Raw genomic sequence first — 22,851 nt, forward strand, 5'->3', positions numbered from 1 at the left:
AATCCCTCACAACTTCGCGAAACAGGGGTCATCGGTGCGGGGGATGGCCGCATCGCGGGCGGAGAACTTCGCCACCACGCCAGTGTCGGTCACCTCGAGGCTGTCGGCGCGCAATCCGAGCGGATAACGCTTGGTGAGCTGCCTGGCGAACTCGTCCAGTGCGGGCTGGATCAGCTCCCGGGGCAGCGTGAACATACCCAGGCCGGAGAGCTTCTGCACCTGCAGCGAGAGTCCGCCGTCGACCACCTCCGGCTTGACCGTGATGTTGGCCAGCGGGACGTTGAGTTCGACGGTCCCGTCGTGGGCGTTGGTCTTCAGGTCGGTCACCGCGGCGCCGAACAGCGGGATCATCGACTGCACGGTCTCCTGAATGCCGGTGGCCGGCCAGGTCAGGGTGACGTCCAGGGCCCCGATGGTGCCCTTGGAGTCGCCGTTGCCATGCAGGTTCACGTCGGCGATGTTGACGTCGGCCGTCATCTGCTGGGCGTCTTTGACGTTGTGCCCGGCGGTGCGGATGGAGATATTGGTGTACTCGCCGGTGATGTGCTGCCACAGGAACGGCGGCGTCACCCCGAACGACACGGTCGCCTTGTCGTGCACCACGCACTCGGTGGCGGCAGCCACCTTGCCGTCGGCGATACGCCGGGCGATCAACTCGGCCGCGATCACCCCGGCCAGCACCAGCGCGATCACGGTGATGAAGATCAGCACCAGTGCCAGTGGGTCGCGCAGCAGGTGGGCCGTGCGATGGCCGGCCTCGGGTTCCGGCGCGCTCTCCGGTGCGGGGACGGCCGGCGGGGGCGGCGGTGGCGGCGGTGGCGGCGGGGTGATTCCGACCGGCGTCGTCAGCGTCTCGGCCGACTGCGCGGCCGGAGGTGGGGGCGGGGTCGCGGGTATCCGGATGGTGGACTCGTCGCGCTGCTGATTGCCGACCGGCATCGCGCGGGTCTGCGACTCCGACGGCACCGGCGGGTGCGGATGGCCGGGCGCCGGCGGGTCGGTGGGACGAGCCCACGCCGACTGGTCCTCACTGGCAGGGCCGTTGGACGGTCCGGGCGGGATGCTCACCCGCGCGATTCTGCCTTACCGGCCTGCGTGAAGTCTGCACGGTTGTTCAACACGGCCAGTGTCCGGCGGGCCGCGGCGACCGCGTTCAGGTCGATCTCGGTGACCAGCAGTTCCGGTTCGGCGCCCGCCGAGGCCGTGATCTCCCCGAGCGGTGCGGCGATCAGGCTGTGCCCGATCCCGGTCGGCGCGTTGGCGCTGTTGGCCGGTCCGCCGTCGGCCTGCCCGGCCGCTGCGACGTAGCAGGTGGAGTCCAGGGCGCGGGCGCACGCCAGCAGCTCCCACTGTCGCAGCTTGCCCGGGCCGGCGCCCCAGGACGCGCAGACCGCGATCAGCTGTGCGCCGCGGTCCGCCAGTTCGGTGAACAGCGCCGGGAACCGGATGTCGTAGCAGGTGGACAGGCCCACCCCGACCCCGTCGACGTCGATCACGGTGGGCACGAAACCCGGTGCGACGGTGCGTGATTCGGTGAATCCAAAGGCGTCGTACAGGTGAATCTTGTGGTAGTGGGTGTCGACGTCGCGGCCGACGGCCAGCAGGGTGTTGGTGACGCGCCCGTCACCGGCCGGGGTGAACATCCCGGCGACGACGGTGATGTCGTGTTGCGCCGCGATGGTGCGCACGCCGTCGGCCCACGGCCCATCGAGCGGTTCGGCGACCGGTCCCAGCGGGACCCCGAACCGGCACATCGTCGCCTCCGGGAACACCACCAACGAAGCCCCGGCCTCGGCGGCCCGCTGGGTGTAGTCGGCCACCTGCTGCAGGTTGGCCGCGGGGTCGGTGCCGCTGAGGATCTGGGCGAGGGCGATCCGCATGCGTCCAGGGTAGGGGTGAACTGGATCGGGGCGGCGTGTTCGGGGCGCTGCGCCGGGGGCTAGGCCGTTGAGCGGCGCTCCAGCAGGTGTGCGAAACCGCCGCGCTTCAACGTGAGCGTCATCAGCTTTCCCGGCGGGTGTTGGCTCAACCAGGATCGGATCGCGGGTTCCTGCTCGGCGGGCGGCGCGTCCTCAAGATGCAGGTGAAGCAGGAGGTCTTGCATTGAGGCAGGCCGATAGTCTTGCGGGGACACCAGATCGAGGTCGTCGGAGAACCGGCTCATGGCCTGCGCACCTCCACTTCGATCAACGGCACTTCGCCGGACATGCCTACCGACAGGATACGCAGGGGATGTCCGCGGGTGAAGAGAAGTTCGCCCTGGTAGGCGTGCTCCGGGGAGCCGATCGGCGGCACCCAGATCGCGTACGAACCAGCGCGAGCGGTCACCTTCAGCACGGCGGGGTCGCTACCCGGTTGTAGGAATTCACCGCACGCAAGGTCTCTGTGCACGGTGGTCGACATGAACCGGTTCACGATCCTGGACGACCAGGTTTTCAGCCCGTCGACTGTGGTCCCGAAGGTGTCTTCGATGGATCGGATACCTCGCCACACCTGGACGTCGCCGCTCAGCGGCGAGGCCAACTCCTGCAGTGCGGCTGCGACCCGCACGGCTTCGGTGGATGGATCCTCTTCGTCCGTCACCGCTGCCTGTACCCGTTCGTAGTACCGACCGAACCCTTGCCAACGCCTGACCGCTGCGTGCTGGTCGGCGTTCGCCGACGCCGACTGCGCGGCAAATATCCGGCTGAGCCGGTTCCTGGGATGGCCTTCGGCGTCGATCGACCGATTGTGGCCGGTTTCGCCTGCATTGGCGATTCACCTTCGGCCTAGCGGTGCTGACCCAGCCAGCCCGCGGTGAACCGCTGCTCGGCCGTCATCAGCTCGGTGAGCTGCCCGCCGATGAAGCTCTCGATCTTGCCGCCCAGCAGCGGGATGTCGACGTGCACGGTCGCCCTCAGCCGCAGTTCGCAGCCGGTGCCGGCCGGTTCCAGCACGGCGTCGCCGGAGACCTTCGCCGGGGCGCCGACGATCTTGCCGGTGAACTCGGCACTCGCCCGCCCGGCGGAGACCGCATGCCAGTGCTCGCTGCGGGACACCTGAAGGTCGCCGGGGTGGAACTGCGCGGCCAGCGCGGGCAGCTTGTCGCGGTGGATGCCCTGGGTGGTGGTGACCGCGATCCCGCCGTTGACCGTCATCGAGTCCAGCGTCGCGGTGTCCGCCCCGGAGTCGGCCAGCCGGGCCCGCCAGTAGCGCTCGTCGGCGAACGCCGCGTACACCTGGTCGACGGTCGCCGGATAGTGCTGCGACAGCGTGAATGTGCGCGACATAGCTGGTCAGGCTACCGTTGTCGCCCGTGGCGGGTTCTCAGTTCGCGGGTGCGCGTGTCGCCGAGGCGGTGCCGCTGGCGCCGCTGACGACACTGCGGGTCGGGCCGGTGGCCCGCCGGGTCATCACCTGCGTCACCGCCGAGCAGATCGTCGCGACGCTGGGCGCGCTCGACGGCGAACCGCTGCTGCTGGCCGGCGGCTCCAACGTGGTGATCAGTGACGATCTGACCGACCTGACCGTGGTGCGGCTGGCCGGTGACGGCGTCGAGCGTGACGGTCACCTGCTGCGGGTGCAGGCCGGCGCGGTCTGGGATGACGTGGTGGCGCACGCGGTGACGCTGGGACTGGGCGGGCTGGAGTGCCTGTCCGGCATCCCCGGCTCGGCCGGCGCCACCCCCGTGCAGAACGTCGGTGCCTACGGGGTGGAGGTCGCCGACCTGCTCACCCGGGTGCGGCTGCTGGACCGGCGCACCGGCGACGTGGCCTGGGTGCCGGCGGCCGAACTCGGTTTCGGCTATCGCACCAGCGTGCTGAAGCATTCGGATGCGGCGGTGGTGCTGGAGGTGGAGTTCGCGCTGGACCCGGCCGGTCGCAGCGCGCCGCTGCGCTACGGCGAGCTGGCTGCGGCGGTGGGGGCGGCCGACGGGGACCGGGCGGACCCGGCGGCGGCGCGCGCCGCGGTGCTCGCGCTGCGCTCCGCCAAGGGCATGGTGCTCGACGACGCCGACCACGACACCTGGAGCGCGGGTTCCTTCTTCACCAATCCTGTTGTGCCGCAAGCTATTTATCAACAAGTGGTGGAGCAGGCCGACGGGCCCGTCCCGCACTGGGATGCCCCCGGCGGGGTGAAGCTGGCTGCCGGCTGGCTGCTGGAGCGAGCCGGGTTCGGTAAGGGCTATCCGCGGGATCCGGCGGCGCGGGCCGGCCTGTCGAGCAAACACGCGCTGGCGCTGACCAATCGCGGTGGCGCCACCACCGCCGACATCCTGGCGTTGGCCCGCACCGTGCGCGACGGGGTCCACGACGTGTTCTCGATCACCCTGCACCCGGAACCGGTGCTGGTCGGCTGCACGCTCTAAGTCCTCGTTCACCGCATCTCAGGTGGTCAGAGGGTTGGGCCGGTATCTTGGTCTGCCGTGAACACCCGGGGGGACGAGCCGACGGCAGGCCCGGCGGTCAGTCGACGCCGGGCGCTGGCTGCGCTGGCGGTGGGGGTGCTGGCCCCGAACGCGCTGGCGGCCTGCGCCAGCCGCGCCGGCAAACCGTCGGATGCCACCGCACCGGCGGCACCCGCGCTGACGTTCAGCCCCGCCGACGGCACCACCGATGTGCTGCCGACGGCGGAACTCGGCGTCAGCGTGCGCGACGGCTGGTTCCAGCGGGTGACGCTGACCAGTCCGGCCGGCAAGGTGCTGACCGGCACGTACAACGACGAGCGCACCGAGTACACCGTCACCGAACCGCTGGGCTACGACGCCGTCTACACCTGGAGCGGCTCGGTGGTCGGGCACGACGGTCACGCCGTGCCGATCGCCGGCAAGATCACCACGGTGACCCCGGCCGTCGTCATCGACGGCGGGTTCCAGCTGGCCGACGGGCAGACCGTCGGCGTCGCCGCCCCGGTGATCCTGCAGTTCGACGCGCCGATCACCGACAAGGCCGCCGTCGAGCGGGCGCTGAGCATCACCTGCGATCCGCCGGTGGAGGGCAGCTGGGCGTGGCTGCCCGACGAGGCGCAGGGAGCCCGGGTGCACTGGCGCAGCCGCGACTACTTCCCGGCCGGTACCAAGGTCAGCGTCGCCGCCAAGCTGTACGGGCTGGCGTTCGGCGACGGCGCGTTCGGCGCCCAGGACATGAGCCTGGACTTCTCGATCGGCCGACGGCAGGTGGTGCGCGCCGAGGTCTCCTCGCACCGAATCCAGGTGGTCCGCGACGAGGGCGTCGTCATGGACTTCCCGTGCAGCTACGGCCAGGCCGACAAGGCCCGCAACATCACCCGCAACGGGGTGCACGTGGTCACCGAGAAGTACGCCGACTTCTACATGTCCAACCCGGCCGCCGGCTACAGCAACATCCACGAGCGGTGGGCGGTGCGGATCTCCAACAACGGCGAGTTCATCCACGCCAACCCGAACAGCGCCAGCGCGCAGGGCAACACCAACGTCACCAACGGGTGCATCAACCTGTCCACCGACGACGCGGAGCAGTACTTCTACACCGCGGTCTACGGCGACCCGGTCGAGGTGACCGGCAGTTCGATCCAGCTGTCCTACGCCGACGGCGACATCTGGGACTGGGCGGTGGACTGGGGCACCTGGGTGTCGATGTCCGCGCTGTCCGCGGAGGCGCCGCCCGCCAAGATCCCCAGCACAGCACCGGCCACCCCGGCCGATGCGCCGACGCTGTCGGGCACTCCGACGACCACCACCACCGCGCCCAGCGAGTCCCCCGGCGGCTGACCCCCGCGACGGTGCACAACTCACCGGTATTTCCGCAGGTGGACCTGGTCAACTATGCACGGTCGCGCTGAATCAGGGGGTGCGGCGGTGGGCGCGGGTGGCGCTCGCCTGGTCCCGCGGCCGGATGACGATCTGATCCAGGTCGACGTGCGGCGGGCGCGACGCCACGAACCCGATCACCTCGGCGATGTCGGCCGCGGTCAGCGGGGTCAGCCCGTCGTACACCGCATCGGCGCGGGCGGCGTCGCCGTCGAAGCGCACCAGCGAAAACTCGGTGTCGACCATGCCGGGGGCGATCTCGGTGAGCCGCACCGGCTTGCCGAGCAGTTCGCCGCGCAGCGTGCGGTGCAGCGCGCTCTGGGCGTGCTTGGCCCCGGTGTAGCCGGCGCCGCCGTCGTAGATCTCGAACGCCGCGATCGAGGTGACGGTGACGATCAACCCGTCGCCGGAGTCCACCAGCTTGTCCAGCAGTGCCCGGGTGACCTGCAGCGTGCCCAGCACGTTGGTCTCCCACATCCAGCGCCAGTGCTCCAGGTCGGCGTCGGCGACCGGCTCCAGGCCCTTGGCGCCGCCGGCGTTGTTGACCAGCACGTGCACCGGGCCGGGGCAGGCCGCCACCAGCGCGGTGATTCCGGCCGGGTCGGTGACGTCGCCGACGACCGCGGTGCCGCCGATCTCGTCGGCCAGGGCGGCGAGCCGGTCGGCGCGGCGGGCCATCGCGACCACGTGGAAGCCCTGGGCGGCCAGGGTGCGGGCGGTCGCCGCGCCGATGCCGGAGCTGGCGCCGGTGACCACCGCGGTGCGCTGAGGTGTCGTCATCGTCTCGACTGTAGTGACCGGGTGATACGGCCGCGGCATGACGATGAGCGCCTACAACGTCGGTGACCGCGCGGCTGCTGCTCGATGAGATGTTCCACCCCCGCATCGCCACCGAGTTGACGGCCCGCGGCTACGACTGCGTTGCCGTCGCCGCCCATGCGGTTCCGCGAGAAAGCCCCGACAACGACCTTCTCCAGCGTGCCGTCGACGAGAACCGGGTACTGGTCACCAACAACGTCGTCGATTTCGAACGGTTGCGGCGTCAACGGCACGCGGCAGGCGAGGTTGTGCCGGGGCTGATCTACACCTCTGACATCGCCTTCCCGCGGAACCGTCGTTTCATCGGTCGATTGATCACCGCGCTCGACCGAGCGTGCGCGGGTTCCGCGGTCACCGCAGCGGGCGGCGTGCTGTGGTTGGAGTCCGCCGCCGACTGAGCCAGGGACCACGGTGGCGCCGGGCGCTCGTGCTAGATTCTCCGGTTATGTCCCGCAGCCACCGCTTTCTGACAGCGGTCTGTCCGGTCGCCACCGGCGCGTGTTGTCACCGCGCATGTCGTTGCGCCTGACCCGCTGCGGATAGCGCTCCTTGCACAGAGGAGTCCCGCCGGGTGCAGGCGTGATCAAGCCCCCCGGAACAACTCGGACTCCCTCAAGCAAGGACATCGCATGTCGTCGACGACACTCACCCCCGCACCCGTGCAGCCCCCGAAAGCCCCGCTCCGCACCCGGTCGCACCCGCGCGTCGTCGCCCCCGCACTGGCGGTGTCCGACGCGGCCGGCGCCGCCGTCTTCGCCGCGGTGCGCCAGCACGGGCCGATCGCCCGGGAAGCCGTCGCCGGCGCCACCACGCTGAGCGTGGCCACCGTCAACCGCCAGGTCACCGCGCTGCTCGACGCCGGGCTGCTGGTGGAGCGCGCGGACCTGGTGGCGTCCGGCGCGATCGGGCGCCCACGCCGGCCGGTGGCCGTCAACCACGAGCCGTACCTGGCGCTGGGCCTGCACATCGGGGCGCGGACCACCAGCATCGTCGCCACCGACCTGCTCGGGCGCACGCTGGACGTCGTCGAGGCCCCGACCCCGCGCAGCGGTGCGGCCCCGGCGCTGGCCACGCTGGCCGGCAGCGCGCGGCGCTACCTGACCCGGTGGAACAAGCGCACACCGCTGTGGGTGGGCGTGGCGATCGGCGGCGCGGTGGACGGCAAGACCGGTCACGTCGACCACCCGCGGCTGGGCTGGACGGCGGCGCCGGTCGGGCCGGTGCTCGCCGAGGAACTCGGGCTGCCGGTCTCGGTGGCCTCCCACGTCGACGCGATGGCCGGTGCGGAACTGCTGCTCGGCGGGCGCCGGCCGGTGCCACCGGCGGCGCTGGAGACCCGGACCAGCCTGTACGTCTACGCCCGCGAGACGGTCGGCTACGCGCTGGTGATCGGCGGGCGGGTGCACAGCCCGGCCAGCGGCCCCGGCACCATCGCCGGCCTGCCGGTCTCCTCGGAGCTGCTCGGCGGCTCCGGGCAGCTGGAGACCACCGTCAGCGACGAAGCGGTGCTGGCCGCGGCCCGGCGGCTGCGGATCCTGCCCGACGGCAACGGCGCGGGGTCGGCGGCGGTGCCCGGACTGGTGCGGGAGGCCCGCACCGGCAACGAGCGCGCGGCGGCGCTGCTGACCGAGCGCGCCCGGGCGCTCGGCGAGGCGGTGGCACTGCTGCGCGACCTGCTCAACCCCGACGACCTGGTGGTCGGTGGGCAGGGCTTCACCGACTACCCGGAGGGCATGGCCGAGGTGGAGCGGGCGTTCGCGCAGCGCTCGATGCTGGCACCTCGGGCGATCCGGCTCAGCGCGTTCGGCAATCGGGTGCAGGAAGCCGGCGCCGGCACCGTCTCGCTGGCCGGGGTCTACGCCGATCCGCTGGCCGCGATGCGGCGCTCTCGAGGCGCTGCCGGGCAGCCCTGATGCCGCTGCTGTAAAGATGGCTGGGTGGGGCAGGGCTTCGGAACCGACGTGCGACGGGTAGCGGTGCTGTCGGTGCACACCTCGCCGCTGGCCCAGCCCGGCACCGGGGACGCCGGCGGGATGAACGTCTACGTGCTGCAGAGCGCGCTGCACCTGGCCCGCCGCGGCGTGGAGGTGGAGATCTTCACCCGGGCCACGTCATCGGCCGACCCGCCTGCGCAGCACGTCGCTCCCGGGGTGCTGGTGCGCAACGTGGTGGCGGGGCCGTTCGAGGGCCTGGACAAGAACGACCTGCCCACCCAGCTGTGCGCGTTCGCCGCCGGGGTGCTGCGCGCCGAGGCCGCCCACGAGCCCGGCTACTACGACGTCGTGCACTCGCACTACTGGCTGTCCGGGCAGATCGGCTGGCTGGCCGCCGACCGGTGGGCGGTGCCGCTGGTGCACACCGCGCACACCCTGGCCGGGGTGAAGAACGCCGCGCTGGCCGCCGGCGACACACCCGAGCCGCCGCTGCGCGCCGTCGGCGAACAGCAGGTCGTCGACGAGGCGGACCGGCTGATCGTCAACACGAAAGACGAAGCGCGGCAACTGGTTGCGCTGCACGAAGCCGATCCGCGCCGGATCGACGTCGCGCATCCCGGCGTCGACCTGCAGGTCTTCCGTCCCGGCGACCGGGCCGCGGCCCGGGCCGCGCTGGGGCTCTCCCACGACGAACCGGTCGTGGCGTTCGTCGGCCGCATCCAGCCGCTGAAGGCACCGGACATCCTGCTGCGCGCGGTCGCCGAACTGCCCGGGGTTCGGGTGGTGGTGGCCGGTGGGCCGTCGGGCAGCCTGACCGACCCCGACGGGCTGACCCGGCTCGCCGGCGAACTGGGCATTGCGGAGCGGGTGACGTTCCTGCCGCCGCAGTCCCGCGCGGACCTGGCCACCCTGTTCCGGGCCGCGGATCTGGTCGCCGTGCCCAGTTACTCGGAGTCGTTCGGGCTGGTCGCCCTGGAGGCGCAGGCGTGCGGGACCCCGGTGGTGGCCGCGGCCGTCGGCGGGTTGCCGGTCGCGGTGGCCGACGGCGTCAGCGGCGCCCTGGTGCCCGGCCACGACATCGCGCAGTGGGCGGCGGCGATCGACCGGCTGCTGCGACTGGGCGCCGGCCCGGCCGGCTGGGCGATGCGTCGCGCCGCCGTCGAGCACGCCGCCGGGTTCTCCTGGGACCGCACCGTCGATGCGCAGTTGGCCAGCTACGCCGGAGCGATCGAGGACTTCGCGGCCGCCCGCCGGCACCGGGTGCACGTGCTGGCCGGCCGCCGGACCCGGCGCTGGGCGCCACGACTCGGGGGGCTGGGGGCGCGGGCATGAGCGTGCAGCAACTCATCGAGGACACGCTGAAGGCGGCCGAGCTGACCTACTCGCCGTTCCACGGCGCGCACGGCGGGCTGCCGGGGCTGATCGTGGAACTGCCCGGCGAGCGCAAGCTCAAGACCAACACGATCTTGAGCATCGGCGAGCACTCGGTGCGGGTCGAGGCGTTCGTCTGCCGCAAGCCCGATGAGAACCACGAGGGCGTCTACCGGTTCATGCTCAAGCGCAACCGGCGGCTGTACGGGGTGGCCTACACGCTGGACAACGTCGGCGACATCTACCTGATCGGGCGGATGGCGCTGGCGTCGGTGACCGCCGAGGAACTCGACCGGGTGCTCGGGCAGGTGCTCGAGGCCGTCGACTTCGACTTCAACACGCTGCTGGAGCTGGGGTTCAAGAGCTCCATCCAGAAGGAATGGGAGTGGCGGGTCTCCACCGGGCAGTCGCTGAAGAACCTGCGGGCGTTCGAGCACCTGATCGACGACTAACCGGTCACCGCCCGTGCGACCCGTGCAGCGTGACCTGCGGCGTGGTGTCGGCGTCGAGCCTGCCGACGGTGAAATCTGCTGCGGCGCCGGCCATTCCGTTCGTCGGGTAGTTGAAGTGCCCGAACGGGATGCCGTCGGGGGCACCGTTGCAGACGGAGTCGTCGACCGCGCAGAGCTCGATGGCTTTGCCGGCGTACAGCGGGCCGACGATCACCGGTGGCGCGCTGTAGCGGCGGATGAACACCGGCGACGGCGTGCCGAACAGCACCACCGCCGCGACGTGTTCGGCCACCGCGGCAGGCATCGGCTCGGGCAGGTCGGGCAGCAGTTCGTCGGGCACCCCGGTCGGGACGGCCGGCGACGTGACGTACCCGGTCACGGCCGCGCCCTGCGAGTAGCCGCCGAGCACCAGCCGAGTGTCCGGGCAGTCGGCCACCACCTGCTGGATGTGGCCGGCCTCGTCGCGGATGCCGCCGACGACGCTGCGGGCGAACTCCGCGCCGCTGCTGAACCCGCCGACCGCGGCATAGTCGACCGGGTACACCTGCAGCGACCGCCCACCGAGCTCGGGGCGCAGCGCGTCGACGAACGCCTGGCCGATCTTGCCGACGCCGGGCGGCTCGTCGCTGCCGCGGGCGAAGATCACCTCGACGTCCGGGCACGGCTGCGCGGCCGAGGCAACTGGGGCTGTCGGGGCGCTCACCGCGGCTAGTAGCAGGGCCGCGCTGAGGAGACCGGTGCTAGCGCGACGCAATGGGTCGATCACCGCGATGCCTCCGATCGACTGCGGGCCGAATGCGACACGGTGTCAACTGCGTGGCGTCGATCGAAGTTATCGCCCGACAGTCCGCCGCGCCTCAACCCGCGAAGGCCACCAATGTCCGACGGTACCCGAGATCGATGTTTTCGCCGGGCTGGCAACCGCGGGATCGCGTGACGTGCACGCCGAAAACGGAGAGGTATGACGACTGCCCGCCTCTGCGCGACAATTGGCGGTCGGTGCCACTCAATCGACCCGGTGGCCGGTCGTTGTCGCGCAGAGGCGGGCACGACTGCACATGGTTCAGGCCCGTGATTGTCGATGGGGATGTTCCTCAGACCCGAATCTCAGCACCTGCGAAAACACCTGATCTCAGCGATGCGGTGGAGACGCTTGTCGGCTAATCGACTGATAGATCGCATGCGATTTGACTGATTCGCGACCGCTACTCATCGACGCGTGGCAGAAGGTCCCCGAGGTGTGGGATGTGGTGCGGCGCGCCGTCGACGACCACTGCGGAAGGGGCCGGTAGCCGGGTCACGTCACCGTCTGACCCGCCGGGGCCGGGGCCGGAGCCGCGGGCGCCGCCGGGGCGGGCACCGCCGCGCCCGGGTCGGGCATCGTCGACGGGATCATCTGCTCGGCGCCGGGGGCCACCCGGCCGAGCATCGAGCCGAGCACCTGCAGGAACGCGTTGCCGACCTGATTGCCGCCGCCGGGCAGCGCGGCGGCGGCACCGGGAGCCGGGACCGCGGGCGGAGCCGGGACCGGTGCGGGAACCGGAACCTCGTCGGCGAACGCCGACGGCGCCGCCGCCAGGCCGACCCCCAGGCCGATCAGGCCGGCCGCGGTGGTGGCGCCGGCGGCGCGCAGCGCGGACCGGATAACGGATCGCGGGGTGTTGTGGACGGTGAGAATATTCATGGACATTCGGGCACTCCCTCTCTGGAGGTTCCGCGCGAATCGGCGGCTTTCGGGTGATGACGGATTCTCCGGGCGAATTCGTTTCCGGTGTGGTGTCTTAATTTCCCTCAATTACGCTGCGGCTGCGGCTGCGGCTGCGGCTGCGGCTGCGGCCGCGGGCCGGGCCGGGCTACTGGCCGGGCAGCGCGGTGAGGCTGGGCAGCCCGCCCTCGAACAGGCCGGTGGAGCCGGGTGCGTCGCTGAACACCCCGGGCACGTCGGGCAGCCGGCCGTTGCTGAACGCCGACAGCGCTGTCGGGCAGTACGACGACAGCGCCATCTGCGCGAACATCTGCGCCATTTCCGGCGAGGGGCCGCTCTTTCCGGTGATGCCGGAGGCGGCGTTGCTCACGGTCGAGGCCGCCGAGACCAGTCCGGACCCCGAGTTGGCCAGCAGCGGGCAGACGTTCTGGCCGATGCCCGGCCCCGGATCGGCGCTCGCCGGCGCCGCCAGGCCGACGGTCATCCCTACGAGTCCCGCAGCCACTGCCAGCCCTGCGCCGGCGATACGGTGATGTCGCATCAGTTCCTCCCACGTGTCACGAATGCGACGCGCCCGCGGTGTGCGGGCGAGCATTCAGTCCCATTGATCGCAGGAACAACAGTGCTATTCAATTATCACAACGAGAACACGACACCGTCACAGAAGTAATTCTATGAATTGCCTTATTCATGGCGAAATTCTTTAGTTATGTGGGAGTTTCCTTATTTTGCCCGGTGGGTGGTCTGGTCCGGGCCGGGCGCAGGCCGTCGTGAGACACTGACCGCCATGTCAGACACGTCGATTACCCGGACCCTGGTCCTGCTCCGCCACGGCGAGAGCGAGTGGAACGCCAGCAACCAGTTCACCGGCTGGATGGACGTCAACCTGACCGAGAAGGGCCGCACCGAAGCGGTCCGGGCCGGCGAACTGCTGGTCGAGCACGGCTTGCTGCCCGACGTCGTCTACACCTCACTGCTGCGCCGCGCGATCACCACCGCCAACCTGGCGCTGGACGCCGCCGACCGGCATTGGATCCCGGTCCGGCGCACCTGGCGGCTGAACGAGCGGCACTACGGCGCGCTGCAGGGGCTGAACAAGGCCGAGACGAAGTCCCGCTACGGCGAAGAGCAGTTCATGACGTGGCGGCGCAGCTACGACACCCCGCCGCCGGCGATCGAGGCCGGCAGCCGCTACAGCCAGGACACCGACCCGCGCTACGCCGACATCGGCGGCGGCCCGCTCACCGAATGCCTGGCCGACGTCGTGACGCGCTTCCTGCCCTACTACGCCGACGTGATCATCCCCGACCTGCGCTCCGGCAAGACCGTGCTGATCGCCGCGCACGGCAACTCGCTGCGGGCGCTGGTGAAGTACCTGGACGGGATGTCCGACGACGAGGTGGTCGGCCTGAACATCCCCACCGGGGTGCCGCTGCGCTACGACCTGGATGCCGACCTCAAGCCGACGGTCGCCGGCGGGGTGTACCTCGACCCGGAGGCTGCCGCCGCCGGTGCCGCGGCGGTCGCCAATCAGGGCGCCAAGTAGCCCTGCGGGGCCGCTCGGGCGGGTATTCCACCGAACTTTCGCCTTGAGTTCACCCGGGGTACACCGTGGCGGCCTCGTGTTGGCATAACCGACGCCTGCGGGTGCGTACGATTTTCCCGTGGCAGTGACGTCAGCGCTGGTGCTCGTCGTGAGCTCTGCGGTGGTGGCGCTGATGGGCGGCGCGGCGGCGGGCTGGTGGCTGGCCCCGTGGTTGCTCGCCCGGCGGCAACGCGAGATCGCCGAGCGGTCGGGCATCACCGTTTCGCAGATGCTGCAGCGGATCGTCGAGCAGGCGTCGCTGGGCATCGCGGTCGTCGACACCTACCGCGACGTGGTCTACCGCAACGAGCGGGCCGGCGAACTGGGCCTGGTGCGCGACCGACTCCTCGACGACAAGGCCTGGGCGGCCGCGCAGCGGGCCCTGGCGGGTGCGGACGACGTCGAGTTCGACCTGCCGGCGGCCCGGCGCCAGGCGCGTTCGGAGATGTCGGTGCGCGGGTATGCGCGGCTGCTCTCCGAGGAGGACCGCCGGTTCGCGGTGGTCATCGTCGACGACCAGTCCGAGCAGGCCCGGATGGAGGCCAGCCGGCGGGACTTCGTCGCCAATGTCAGCCACGAGCTCAAGACCCCGGTCGGCGCGATGAGCCTGCTGGCCGAGGCGCTGCTGGAGTCGGCCGACGACCCCGAGATGGTGCGCCGGTTCTCGGAGAAGGTGCTCGTGGAGGCGAACCGGCTGGCCGAGATGGTCGGCGAGCTCATCGAACTGTCCCGGCTGCAGGGCGCCGACCCGCTGCCGGTGCTCGGCCCCGTCGACGTCGACAGCGTCGTCGCCGAGGTGATCGCCCGGCACAAGGTGGCCGCCGAGAACGCCGACATCTCCGTCACCACCGACGCCGCCAGCGGCTTCCAGGTGCTCGGCGATCAGGGTTTGCTGGTCACCGCGCTGGCCAACCTGGTGTCCAACGCCATCAACTACTCGCCGCACGGCGCACCGGTCTCGATCAGCCGCCGCCGGCACGACGGCCTGGTGGAGATCTCGGTCACCGACCGCGGCATCGGGATCGCCCGTGCCGACCAGGAGCGGGTGTTCGAGCGGTTCTTCCGCAGCGACAAGGCGCGCTCCCGGGCCACCGGTGGCAGCGGCCTCGGACTGGCGATCGTCAAACACGTGGCGGCCAACCACAACGGGTCCATCAAGTTGTGGAGCCAGCCGGGCACCGGGTCCACGTTCACCCTGTCGATCCCCGCCTATCAGGACAGTGCAGTGCAGAGCAATGAGAAGGAGAAGCGCTGATGGCACACGTGCTCATCGTGGAGGACGAGGAGTCGCTGGCCGATCCGCTGGCATTTCTGCTGCGCAAGGAGGGATTCGAGGCGACTGTCGTCAACGACGGGCCGTCGGCGCTCGCCGAGTTCGACCGGGTCGGCGCCGACATCGTGCTGCTGGACCTGATGCTGCCGGGAATGTCCGGCACCGACGTGTGCAAGCAGCTGCGGGCCCGCTCCAGCGTGCCGGTGATTATGGTCACTGCGCGGGACAGCGAGATCGACAAGGTCGTCGGCCTGGAGCTCGGCGCCGACGACTACGTGACCAAGCCCTACTCGGCGCGGGAGCTGATCGCCCGGATCCGGGCGGTGCTGCGCCGCGGCGGCGACGACGAGGGCGGCGTCGGCGAGGGGGTCTTGGAGGCCGGCCCGGTGCGGATGGACGTCGAACGCCATGTGGTGCTGGTGAACGGGGAGCAGATCACCCTGCCCCTCAAGGAATTCGACCTGCTCGAATACCTGATGCGCAACACCGGCCGGGTGCTCACCCGCGGTCAGCTGATCGACCGAGTGTGGGGTGCCGACTACGTCGGCGACACCAAGACGCTCGACGTCCACGTGAAGCGACTGCGGTCCAAGATCGAGGCGGATCCGGCCAATCCGATCCACCTGGTCACGGTGCGAGGCCTGGGCTACAAGCTGGAGGGCTGACCGGCCCGACGTGATTTGGCCCGGGATTGGGTCACCTAACTTGCCCGGCCGGGCCCCGGTCGCGGAAAATCACGGGATAACCGCCTGTGCTCTTAATGTAGCCTTAATCAAGGCTCGACTGTGGTGAGCTACGGGCTCGGTCTAAAAACAGTCTTGATTGGCTATACGGGAGAAACGATCGATGAGCACCCACAACCCGCCGGGTGAGACCCCGAACGAGGTCAAGCCGGGCGGATCGGCCGCGCCGCTCGTCACCCTGGTGGACCTGCTGACCCAGCGGGCCGACCAGCGTGAGGACAAGCTCGCCTTCTCCTTCTCCCGGGACGGCGAAGAGACCGACAGCAGCCACGTGACCTACCGGCAGCTGGACGTCCGGGCCCGCCGGATCGCCGCGGACCTGCAGCGTCAGGGTGCCGCCGGGCAGCGGGTGCTGGTGCTGTGCCCGCCCGGACTGGACTTCATCGCCGGGTTCTTCGGCTGCCTGTACGCCGGCGCCACCGCGATCCCCGTCCACCCGCCGATGCGCGAGCACCTGGTGCCGCGGGTCGCCTCGATCATCGCCGACCTGCAGCCCATCTACGCGCTGACCAACGCCGAGATCCTGCCGCGGATCCGGCCCGCCATCGACGGCCTGCCCGGTGGCCAGGCGCTGCAGTGGACGATCGTCGACGACCTCACCGGCGGCGAGGCGGACTGGACCGCGCCGCAGATCGGCGCCGACAGCATCGCGATGCTGCAGTACACCTCCGGTTCGACCAGTGCGCCCAAGGGCGTGATGCTCAGCCACGGCAACCTGGTGCACAACCTGGAGACCATCTGCCAGGCCTGGGACGCCAGCACCGACATGCAGGCGACCGGGGTGTTCTGGCTGCCGCCGTACCACGACATGGGTCTGATCGGCGGACTGCTCGAAACCCTGTACGTCGCGGGCAACTCCATCCTGATGCCGCCGACCGCGTTCATCAAACGGCCGATGCGCTGGCTGGAGGCGATCTCCCGGCACAAGGCGATGATCACCGCCGCGCCGAACTTCGCCTACGACCTGTGCATCGAGCTGAGCACCCCGGAGGAGCGGGCGGCGCTGGACCTGTCGAACTGGTCGGCCGCGCTGTGCGGCGCCGAGCCGGTCCGGGTGGCGACGCTGGACGGGTTCGCCGAGGCCTTCGGACCCGCCGGGTTCCACCGCGAGGCGATCCTGCCGGTGTACGGCCTGGCAGAGGGCACGCTGCTGGTCTCCGGCGGATCCGACTCGCCGGTGCCGCTGGTGCAGTACATCGACCGGGCCGCGCTGCGCGACAACGAGATCCGTGACGTCGCACCGCAGGACCCGATCGCCGCGACCCTGGTCGGCTGCGGCAAGCCGCGCGGTGGCCAGCGGGTGATGATCGTCGACCCGGAGACCCGGCTGGCCTGCCCGCCGGATCACGTCGGCGAGATCTGGGTGTCCGGTCCGAGCGTCGCGCACGGTTACTGGGGAGCGCCGGAACTGTCGAAGGAGACGTTCGAAGCGACCCTGGCCGACACCGGTGAGGGACCGTTCCTGCGCACCGGCGACCTGGGCTTCCTGCGCTCCGGCGAACTGTTCGTCACCGGGCGCAGCAAGGACCTCATCATCATCCGGGGCGCCAACCACTACCCGAACGACATCGAACTGACCGTGCAGAACACCAACCCGGCGCTGCTGCCGGGCCGTGGCGCGGTGTTCTCGGTCGCCCCGGAGCCGGGGGCGTCCGAACAGCTCGTCGTCGTGCAGGAGGTGAACCCGAGCGGGCTGGACGAGGCGCAACTGGCCGAGGCCATGCAGGTGATCCGCACCGCGGTCACCGAGAAGCACGCGGTGCGCACCCACGCCGTCGTCCTGGTGCAGCCACTGCAGCTGCCCACCACGTCCAGCGGGAAGATGCAGCGCAGCAAGACCAAGCAGCTGTACCTCGACGGGCAGCTCCCGGTGGTGGCCGCCTGGCCGGCGGACATCCCCGGCGCCGTTGCACCGGCCGAACCCGCCGCGGCAGCCGAACCGGCGGCGGCACCGGCCGCCGGGCCGGGCACCCGCAGCGCCGCGGAGATCGGCGCCTGGCTGGTCGAGCAGCTCGCCACCCAGCTGGAGATGCCGACCGCCGAGATCGACCCGTCGCGGCCGTTCGCCTACTACGGCCTGGACTCCATTCAGGCGGTGCGGCTGTCGACCGCGCTGGAGAAGTGGCTGGGCGTCGAGCTCACCCCGACGCTGGCGTATGAATTCCCGTCGATCGACATCCTGTCAGCGCACCTGGCCCGCACGGCCCAGGGCGGCCCGGACACCGAGGCGACCGCACCGGAGCGGATCGACCCCGACGAGCCGATCGCGATCGTCGGCATCGGCTGCCGGTTCCCGGGCGCGGATTCCCCGGAAGCCTTCTGGCGGTTGCTCGCCGGCGGTGTCGACGCCACCGGCGACGTCCCGGCGGACCGCTGGAACGTCGACGAGTTCTACGACCCCGACCCGAACGTGCCCGGCACCGCGGTCACCCGGCGCGGCGGCTTCCTCGACCAGGTCGATCAGTTCGACGCCCGGTTCTGGGGCATCTCGCCGCGTGAGGCCGCGCAGATGGACCCGCAGCAGCGGCTGCTGCTGGAGACGGCCTGGGAGGCGCTGGAAGACGCCGGGCAGGTGCCCGACGCGCTGGCCGGCAGCCGCACCGGGGTGTTCGTCGGCATCTCCACCAACGACTACGGCTTCCTGCGGCTGGGTCAGCCCGCGCTGGTCGACGCCTACACCGGCACCGGCAACGCGCTGAGCGTCGCCGCCAACCGGCTGTCCTACGTCTTCGACTTCCACGGCCCGTCGCTGGCGGTGGACACCGCCTGCTCCTCGTCGTTGGTCGCCGTCGACCTGGCCTGCCGCAGCCTGCGGGACGGCGAATGCTCGATGGCGCTGGCCGCCGGGGTGAACGTCATCCTGTCGCCGGCGCTGGCGATCAACTTCTCCAAGGCCCGGGTGATGGCACCGGACGGCCGCTGCAAGACGTTCGACGCCGACGCCGACGGCTACGTGCGCAGCGAGGGCGCCGGGGTGGTCGTGCTGAAGCCGCTGAGCAAGGCGCTCGCCGACAACGACCCGGTGTACGCGGTGATCCGCGGCAGCGCCACCAACCAGGACGGCCGCACCAACGGGCTGATCGCCCCCAGCGGCCGGGCGCAGGAAGCGGTGCTCACCGAGGCCTACCGGCGCGCCGGGTTCCCGGCCGGCGCCGTGCAGTACGTGGAGGCGCACGGCACCGGAACCGCGATCGGCGACGCCATCGAGGCCAACGCCCTGGGTGCTGCGCTGGCCGACGGCCGCCCGGCCGGCAACCGCTGCCTGATCGGCTCGGTCAAGACCAACGTCGGTCACCTGGAGGCCGCCGCCGGTATCGCCGGCCTGATCAAGGTGGCGCTGTCGCTGCAGCAGCGGCAGATCCCGGCCAGCCTGAACTACCACGAGGCGAACCCGCACATCAGCTTCGACAAGCTGCCGCTGCGGGTGGTGACCGAACTCACCCCGTGGCCGGTGAGCAGTCGCGCGGTCGCCGGCGTCAGCTCGTTCGGTTTCGGCGGCACCAACGCCCACGTGGTGCTCACCGAGGCACCGCAGGTCCGCTCCGGTTACGACGACGGCGCCGAGCCGCGCGCCGAGCTGCTGGCCCTGTCCGCGCGTTCCCCGGAGGCGCTGACCGCGCTGGTCGGCGAATACGAGATGGCGCTGTTCGGGGCGGTCGGCGCATCACAGCTGTCCGACCTGTGCTTCACCGCGGGGGCGCGGCGCGGCCACCACGACTACCGGCTGGCCCTGGTCGGGGACTCCCCGGCGGCGATGTTCGAGTCGCTGTCGGCGCACCGGCTGGGCGAGTCCCGGCCCGGGCTGGCGTCGGCGCACTGCCGGCCCGGCCACCCGCCGGCGGTGACGTTCATCTTCTCCGGGCAGGGTTCGCAGTGGCACGGGATGGCGCAGCGGCTGCAGGCCGAGGAGCCGGTGTTCGCCGAGGCGCTCACCGCCGCCGACCACGCGCTGCTGCCGCACTTCGGGCACTCCATCCTCACGGAGCTCGCGGCACCCGAGGGCAAGTCGAAGCTCGGTGACATCGCGATCCTGCAGCCGACGATCTTCGCCATCCAGGTGGCGCTGGCCGCGCTGTGGAGGTCCTGGGGGGTGCGGCCGGCCGCGGTGGTCGGGCACAGCCTCGGTGAGGTCGCCGCTGCGCACGTCGCCGGCGCGCTCAGCCTCGACGACGCCGCCCGGGTGATCTGCGCGCGGGCCCGGATGTTGCGTCAGGTCCGCGGCCGCGGCGGCATGATGGTCATCGAGGCCACCATGGATGAGGCGTATCACCTGATCGCCGGCCGGGAGGCAAAGGTCGCGATCGCTGCCAACAACAGCCACCGGTCCACGGTGCTCTCCGGGGACCCGAAGGTGCTCGAGGAGCTCAAGGAGCAGCTGGAGGCGCAGGACAAGTTCTGCCGGTTCATCGACGTCGACGTCGCCTCGCACAGCCCGCAGATGGAGGCGCTCGGCGCCGGCCTGCGCGGCACGCTGGTGAAGCTGCAGCCGACGGCGCCGACGGTGCCGCTGTACTCCGGTGTCACCGGCGACCTCGTCGGCGACCGGCTGCTCGACGCCGACTACTGGGTGGCGAATCTGTGCTCGCCGGTGCGGTTCTCGTCGGCGCTGCGCCGCCTGCTGGAGGCCGGCAACGACACGTTCGTCGAGCTCAGCCCGCACCCGATCCTGCTGACCGGCGCCCGCGAGGACGCCGAGGACATCGGCCGGCCGGCCACCCTGCTGCCGTCGATGCGCCGCAACGACGAGGGCCGCTCCACCATGCTCGGCTCGCTCGGCGCGCTGTACACGCTGGGTTACCCGGTGGCCTGGGCTCAGATCTACCCGGCCGACAGCCGCTGCGTCACCGCCCCGACCTACCCGTGGCAGCGGGTGCACGCCTGGCTGGACGCCGGGTCGATCGCGGCCCCCAGCCACGGCGGTGGTCAGGGCCGGTGGCGTGGGCCGATCCGCCCTGCCGGGACGACCGACACCCTCATCGAGACCGACGTGAAGGCCGGGCAGACCGCAGACAGCCTCGGCGAGTTGGCGCTGGCCGCGGCCGAGCAGGCGTTCGGCGCCGCCGAGCGCAGCACCCGCCGGGTCACCGTGCGGGGTTCGGCCGATTCGGCCGGGGTCGTGCAGTTCGTGCTGCGCGGCGACCCGGCGGGCACCCTGTCCTTCGAGTGCTACACCGCCGCACCCGGCAGCGCCGACTGGACGCCGCTGGCCGACGGCCGGATCGCGGCCGGTGCGGGCGCGGGTGACCTGACCGACAAGATCTACCGGATGACCTGGCAGCCCGCGTCGATCGCGCCGGAACTCGACGGCGCTTCGACTGAGGCCGGTAGCTGGCTGATCCTGTCCGACGGCTCGGTGGGCGACACCCTGCGCGACAACCTGGAAGCCCAGTCCCAGTCCTGCGTGCTGGTGGAGCCGGTGGTCGGACTGGCCGAGATCGAGCGGGTGAGCGCCGACAGCTACCGGGTCGACCCGACCCGGCCGGAGCACTTCGCCGAGTTGCTGCGCGCGGCGTTCGGCGGCGACCGGCCGCCGTGCCGCGGGGTGCTGCACCTGTGGAACCTGCTGGTCGCCCCGGTGGCGGCTACCGACTGCGCCTCGCTGGCGACGGCCGCCACCCTCGGCTCGCTGAGCGTGGTGCACCTGATCCAGGCGCTGACGCTGGCCGGGTGGGCGGAATCGCCGCGGCTGTGGCTGATCACCCGCGGCGCGCAGCCCGTCGGCGCCGACGAGTCCGACGCCGAACCGCTGGCGGTCGCCCAGGCGCCGGCCTGGGGGCTGGCCCGCAGCATCGACCACGAGCATCCCGAACTGCACACCACCTGCGTTGACCTGTCTGCGGACGGCGGACCGGAGGAATCGCGGGCGCTGTTCGGTGAGATCTGGGCTGGCGACCGCGAGGTCGACGTGGCGCTGCGCGGCCACCGGCGCCACGTGGCAAGGCTGGCGCGCTACGCCGCCGAGGACGGCCAGATCGGTGAGATGTTCACCGTGCGTGACGACGCCACCTACCTGGTCACCGGCGGGCTCGGCGCGGTCGGCGGCGCGGTCGCTGACTGGCTGGCACAGCAGGGTGCCCGACACCTGGTGCTGACCGGGCGCGGAGCCCCGTCGGAGACCGCGCAGGCGAGCATCGACGCGCTGCGCGAAGCCGGTGTGCAGGTGACGGTCGCCCGCGGCGACGTCACCAAGCCGACCGACGTCGCCGCCACACTGGCCATGATCGCCGAGTCGATGCCGCCGCTGCGCGGTGTGGTGCACGCCGCCGGCACCGTCGACGACGCGATCGTCGCCCGGCTGGACGAGGCCAAGCTGCGCGACGTGATGGACCCGAAGGTGCAGGGTGCCTGGAACCTGCACACGCTGACTGCGGAGATCGAGCTGGACTTCTTCGTGCTGTTCTCCTCGGCGGCGTCGGTGCTCGGCTCCCCGGGTGCCGCCAACTACGGGGCCGCCAACGCGTTCCTCGACGCGCTGGCCTGGCATCGGCGTGCCGCCGGTCGACCGGCGCTGAGCGTCAACTTCGGGCCCTGGGTCGGGCTGGGTATGTTCACCAACACCGAACTGCACCGGCACTTCTCCCACTACGGGGTGGAGGGCATGACCGCCGCCCAGTACCTCGCGGCGCTCGAGATGCTGCTGGCCGAGGCGACGACCGAGGCCGCCCAGTTCATGGTGCTCGACATCGACTGGGCGCGCTGGCGTCCGGGTGCCAATCGGCCGCTGCTCACCGACCTGTCGACCGCCGGCGCCGGTTCGGGCGGCGAGATGCCCGGCGACCTCTACGCGGCGGTGCAGGCCGCCGCACCCGAGGACCGGCCACCGCTGCTGGAGGCCTACCTGCGTGGTCTGGTCGCCGGCAAGCTGGGCTTGGCCCCGGCGAGCCTGGACCTGCACACGCCGCTGAACAACCTCGGGGTGGACTCGCTGATCACCCTGGAACTGCGGATCCAGGTCGAACGCGAACTCGGTATCGTGGTGCCGGTCGCCCGGCTGCTCGACGGGCCGAGCGTGGCGAGCCTGGCGGAGTGGTTGGCCAGCCAGCTCGCCGATGCGGTACCGGCCCGGTCAGCCGCACCCGCGGCGCCGCAGTCAGCGGCCGCCGGCCTGCCCGAGAGCGTCGACGACCTCTCCGACGCCGCGGTCGACGAACTGCTGCGCAAGATGATCGCCGACGGCGAGCATGCGAAGGACGGTGGATAGC

General features: G+C 71.3%; 19 protein-coding genes. 10 read left to right on the top strand and 9 right to left on the bottom strand.

Translation table 11 applies throughout. The features are described 5' to 3' along the window. Window positions 1-6 precede the first annotated feature (6 nt). The 5 genes from KIH27_RS04650 to KIH27_RS04670 form a co-directional block, all read right to left on the bottom strand. Window positions 7-1,068, bottom strand: coding sequence for an LmeA family phospholipid-binding protein (locus KIH27_RS04650; RefSeq protein WP_307856783.1), 1,062 nt, complete (start codon window positions 1,066-1,068; stop codon window positions 7-9). Beyond that, window positions 1,065-1,880, bottom strand: coding sequence for a carbon-nitrogen hydrolase family protein (locus KIH27_RS04655; RefSeq protein ID WP_214091757.1), 816 nt, complete (start codon window positions 1,878-1,880; stop codon window positions 1,065-1,067). Before KIH27_RS04655 ends, KIH27_RS04650 begins: the two co-directional genes overlap by 4 nt. Before the next feature lie 59 nt (window positions 1,881-1,939). Continuing rightward, window positions 1,940-2,164: a hypothetical protein gene (locus KIH27_RS04660; RefSeq protein ID WP_214091758.1), complete on the bottom strand. Its 225-nt coding sequence runs from the start codon at window positions 2,162-2,164 to the stop codon at window positions 1,940-1,942. Further along, window positions 2,161-2,583: a hypothetical protein gene (locus KIH27_RS04665; RefSeq protein WP_214091759.1), complete on the bottom strand. Its 423-nt coding sequence runs from the start codon at window positions 2,581-2,583 to the stop codon at window positions 2,161-2,163. The genes KIH27_RS04660 and KIH27_RS04665 overlap by 4 nt, the downstream gene beginning before the upstream one ends. Window positions 2,584-2,768: 185 nt before the next feature. Further along, complete coding sequence (locus KIH27_RS04670; RefSeq protein WP_214091760.1) at window positions 2,769-3,269, bottom strand: DUF2505 domain-containing protein; 501 nt, start codon at window positions 3,267-3,269, stop codon at window positions 2,769-2,771. A 26-nt stretch (window positions 3,270-3,295) separates the two neighbouring features. Here KIH27_RS04670 and KIH27_RS04675 point away from each other — a divergent pair, with 26 nt between their 5' ends. Then, entirely contained in the window at window positions 3,296-4,348 is a 1,053-nt protein-coding gene (locus KIH27_RS04675) for a UDP-N-acetylmuramate dehydrogenase (RefSeq protein WP_214091761.1), read from the top strand. Between the two features lie 57 nt (window positions 4,349-4,405). Further along, window positions 4,406-5,728 (top strand): L,D-transpeptidase, encoded by a 1,323-nt coding sequence (locus tag KIH27_RS04680; RefSeq protein ID WP_307856784.1) that lies wholly within the window; start codon window positions 4,406-4,408, stop codon window positions 5,726-5,728. Between the two features lie 72 nt (window positions 5,729-5,800). Here KIH27_RS04680 and KIH27_RS04685 read toward each other — a convergent pair whose 3' ends face one another. Further along, a complete protein-coding gene (locus KIH27_RS04685) occupies window positions 5,801-6,547 on the bottom strand; it encodes an SDR family oxidoreductase (RefSeq protein WP_372451299.1) in 747 nt (248 codons plus the stop codon). A 62-nt stretch (window positions 6,548-6,609) separates the two neighbouring features. Here KIH27_RS04685 and KIH27_RS04690 point away from each other — a divergent pair, with 62 nt between their 5' ends. The 4 genes from KIH27_RS04690 to KIH27_RS04705 all read left to right on the top strand — a co-directional run bounded on the left by KIH27_RS04690 (window position 6,610) and on the right by KIH27_RS04705 (window position 10,343). Further along, complete coding sequence (locus KIH27_RS04690) at window positions 6,610-6,984, top strand: DUF5615 family PIN-like protein (RefSeq protein WP_214091763.1); 375 nt, start codon at window positions 6,610-6,612, stop codon at window positions 6,982-6,984. Window positions 6,985-7,215: 231 nt separating this feature from the next. After that, complete coding sequence (locus KIH27_RS04695; protein WP_214091764.1) at window positions 7,216-8,499, top strand: ROK family protein; 1,284 nt, start codon at window positions 7,216-7,218, stop codon at window positions 8,497-8,499. 24 nt (window positions 8,500-8,523) lie between these two features. Further along, window positions 8,524-9,852 carry a D-inositol-3-phosphate glycosyltransferase gene (mshA, locus tag KIH27_RS04700; RefSeq protein ID WP_214091765.1) on the top strand — a complete coding sequence of 443 codons (1,329 nt, stop codon included), beginning with the start codon at window positions 8,524-8,526 and terminating at the stop codon, window positions 9,850-9,852. Next, window positions 9,849-10,343: a type III secretion system chaperone family protein gene (locus KIH27_RS04705; RefSeq protein WP_214091766.1), complete on the top strand. Its 495-nt coding sequence runs from the start codon at window positions 9,849-9,851 to the stop codon at window positions 10,341-10,343. Before mshA ends, KIH27_RS04705 begins: the two co-directional genes overlap by 4 nt. Window positions 10,344-10,347: 4 nt before the next feature. Here KIH27_RS04705 and KIH27_RS04710 read toward each other — a convergent pair whose 3' ends face one another. The 3 genes from KIH27_RS04710 to KIH27_RS04720 all read right to left on the bottom strand — a co-directional run bounded on the left by KIH27_RS04710 (window position 10,348) and on the right by KIH27_RS04720 (window position 12,589). After that, complete coding sequence (locus tag KIH27_RS04710; RefSeq protein ID WP_307856785.1) at window positions 10,348-11,046, bottom strand: cutinase family protein; 699 nt, start codon at window positions 11,044-11,046, stop codon at window positions 10,348-10,350. A gap of 594 nt (window positions 11,047-11,640) precedes the next feature. Next, on the bottom strand, window positions 11,641-12,033 hold the full coding sequence (locus KIH27_RS04715) for a hypothetical protein (protein WP_214091767.1): 393 nt from the start codon (window positions 12,031-12,033) through the stop codon (window positions 11,641-11,643). Window positions 12,034-12,196: 163 nt separating this feature from the next. Continuing rightward, a complete protein-coding gene (locus KIH27_RS04720) occupies window positions 12,197-12,589 on the bottom strand; it encodes a DUF732 domain-containing protein (RefSeq protein WP_214091768.1) in 393 nt (130 codons plus the stop codon). Window positions 12,590-12,835: 246 nt separating this feature from the next. Between KIH27_RS04720 and KIH27_RS04725 the strand changes: the two genes are divergently transcribed. The 4 genes from KIH27_RS04725 (at window position 12,836) to KIH27_RS04740 (ending at window position 22,850) form a co-directional block, all read left to right on the top strand. Beyond that, window positions 12,836-13,594, top strand: coding sequence for a phosphoglyceromutase (locus KIH27_RS04725; RefSeq protein ID WP_214091769.1), 759 nt, complete (start codon window positions 12,836-12,838; stop codon window positions 13,592-13,594). 118 nt (window positions 13,595-13,712) lie between these two features. Continuing rightward, window positions 13,713-14,888, top strand: a complete 1,176-nt coding sequence (locus KIH27_RS04730; protein ID WP_307856786.1) for a sensor histidine kinase — start codon at window positions 13,713-13,715, stop codon at window positions 14,886-14,888. Further along, window positions 14,888-15,571 carry a winged helix-turn-helix domain-containing protein gene (locus KIH27_RS04735; RefSeq protein ID WP_214091770.1) on the top strand — a complete coding sequence of 228 codons (684 nt, stop codon included), beginning with the start codon at window positions 14,888-14,890 and terminating at the stop codon, window positions 15,569-15,571. Before KIH27_RS04730 ends, KIH27_RS04735 begins: the two co-directional genes overlap by 1 nt. Before the next feature lie 181 nt (window positions 15,572-15,752). Next, window positions 15,753-22,850, top strand: coding sequence for a type I polyketide synthase (locus tag KIH27_RS04740; RefSeq protein ID WP_214091771.1), 7,098 nt, complete (start codon window positions 15,753-15,755; stop codon window positions 22,848-22,850). The last annotated feature ends 1 nt before the right edge of the window (window position 22,851 follow it).

It is taken from the genome of Mycolicibacter acidiphilus (assembly GCF_018455725.1).
Lineage (GTDB): Bacteria > Actinomycetota > Actinomycetes > Mycobacteriales > Mycobacteriaceae > Mycobacterium > Mycobacterium acidiphilum.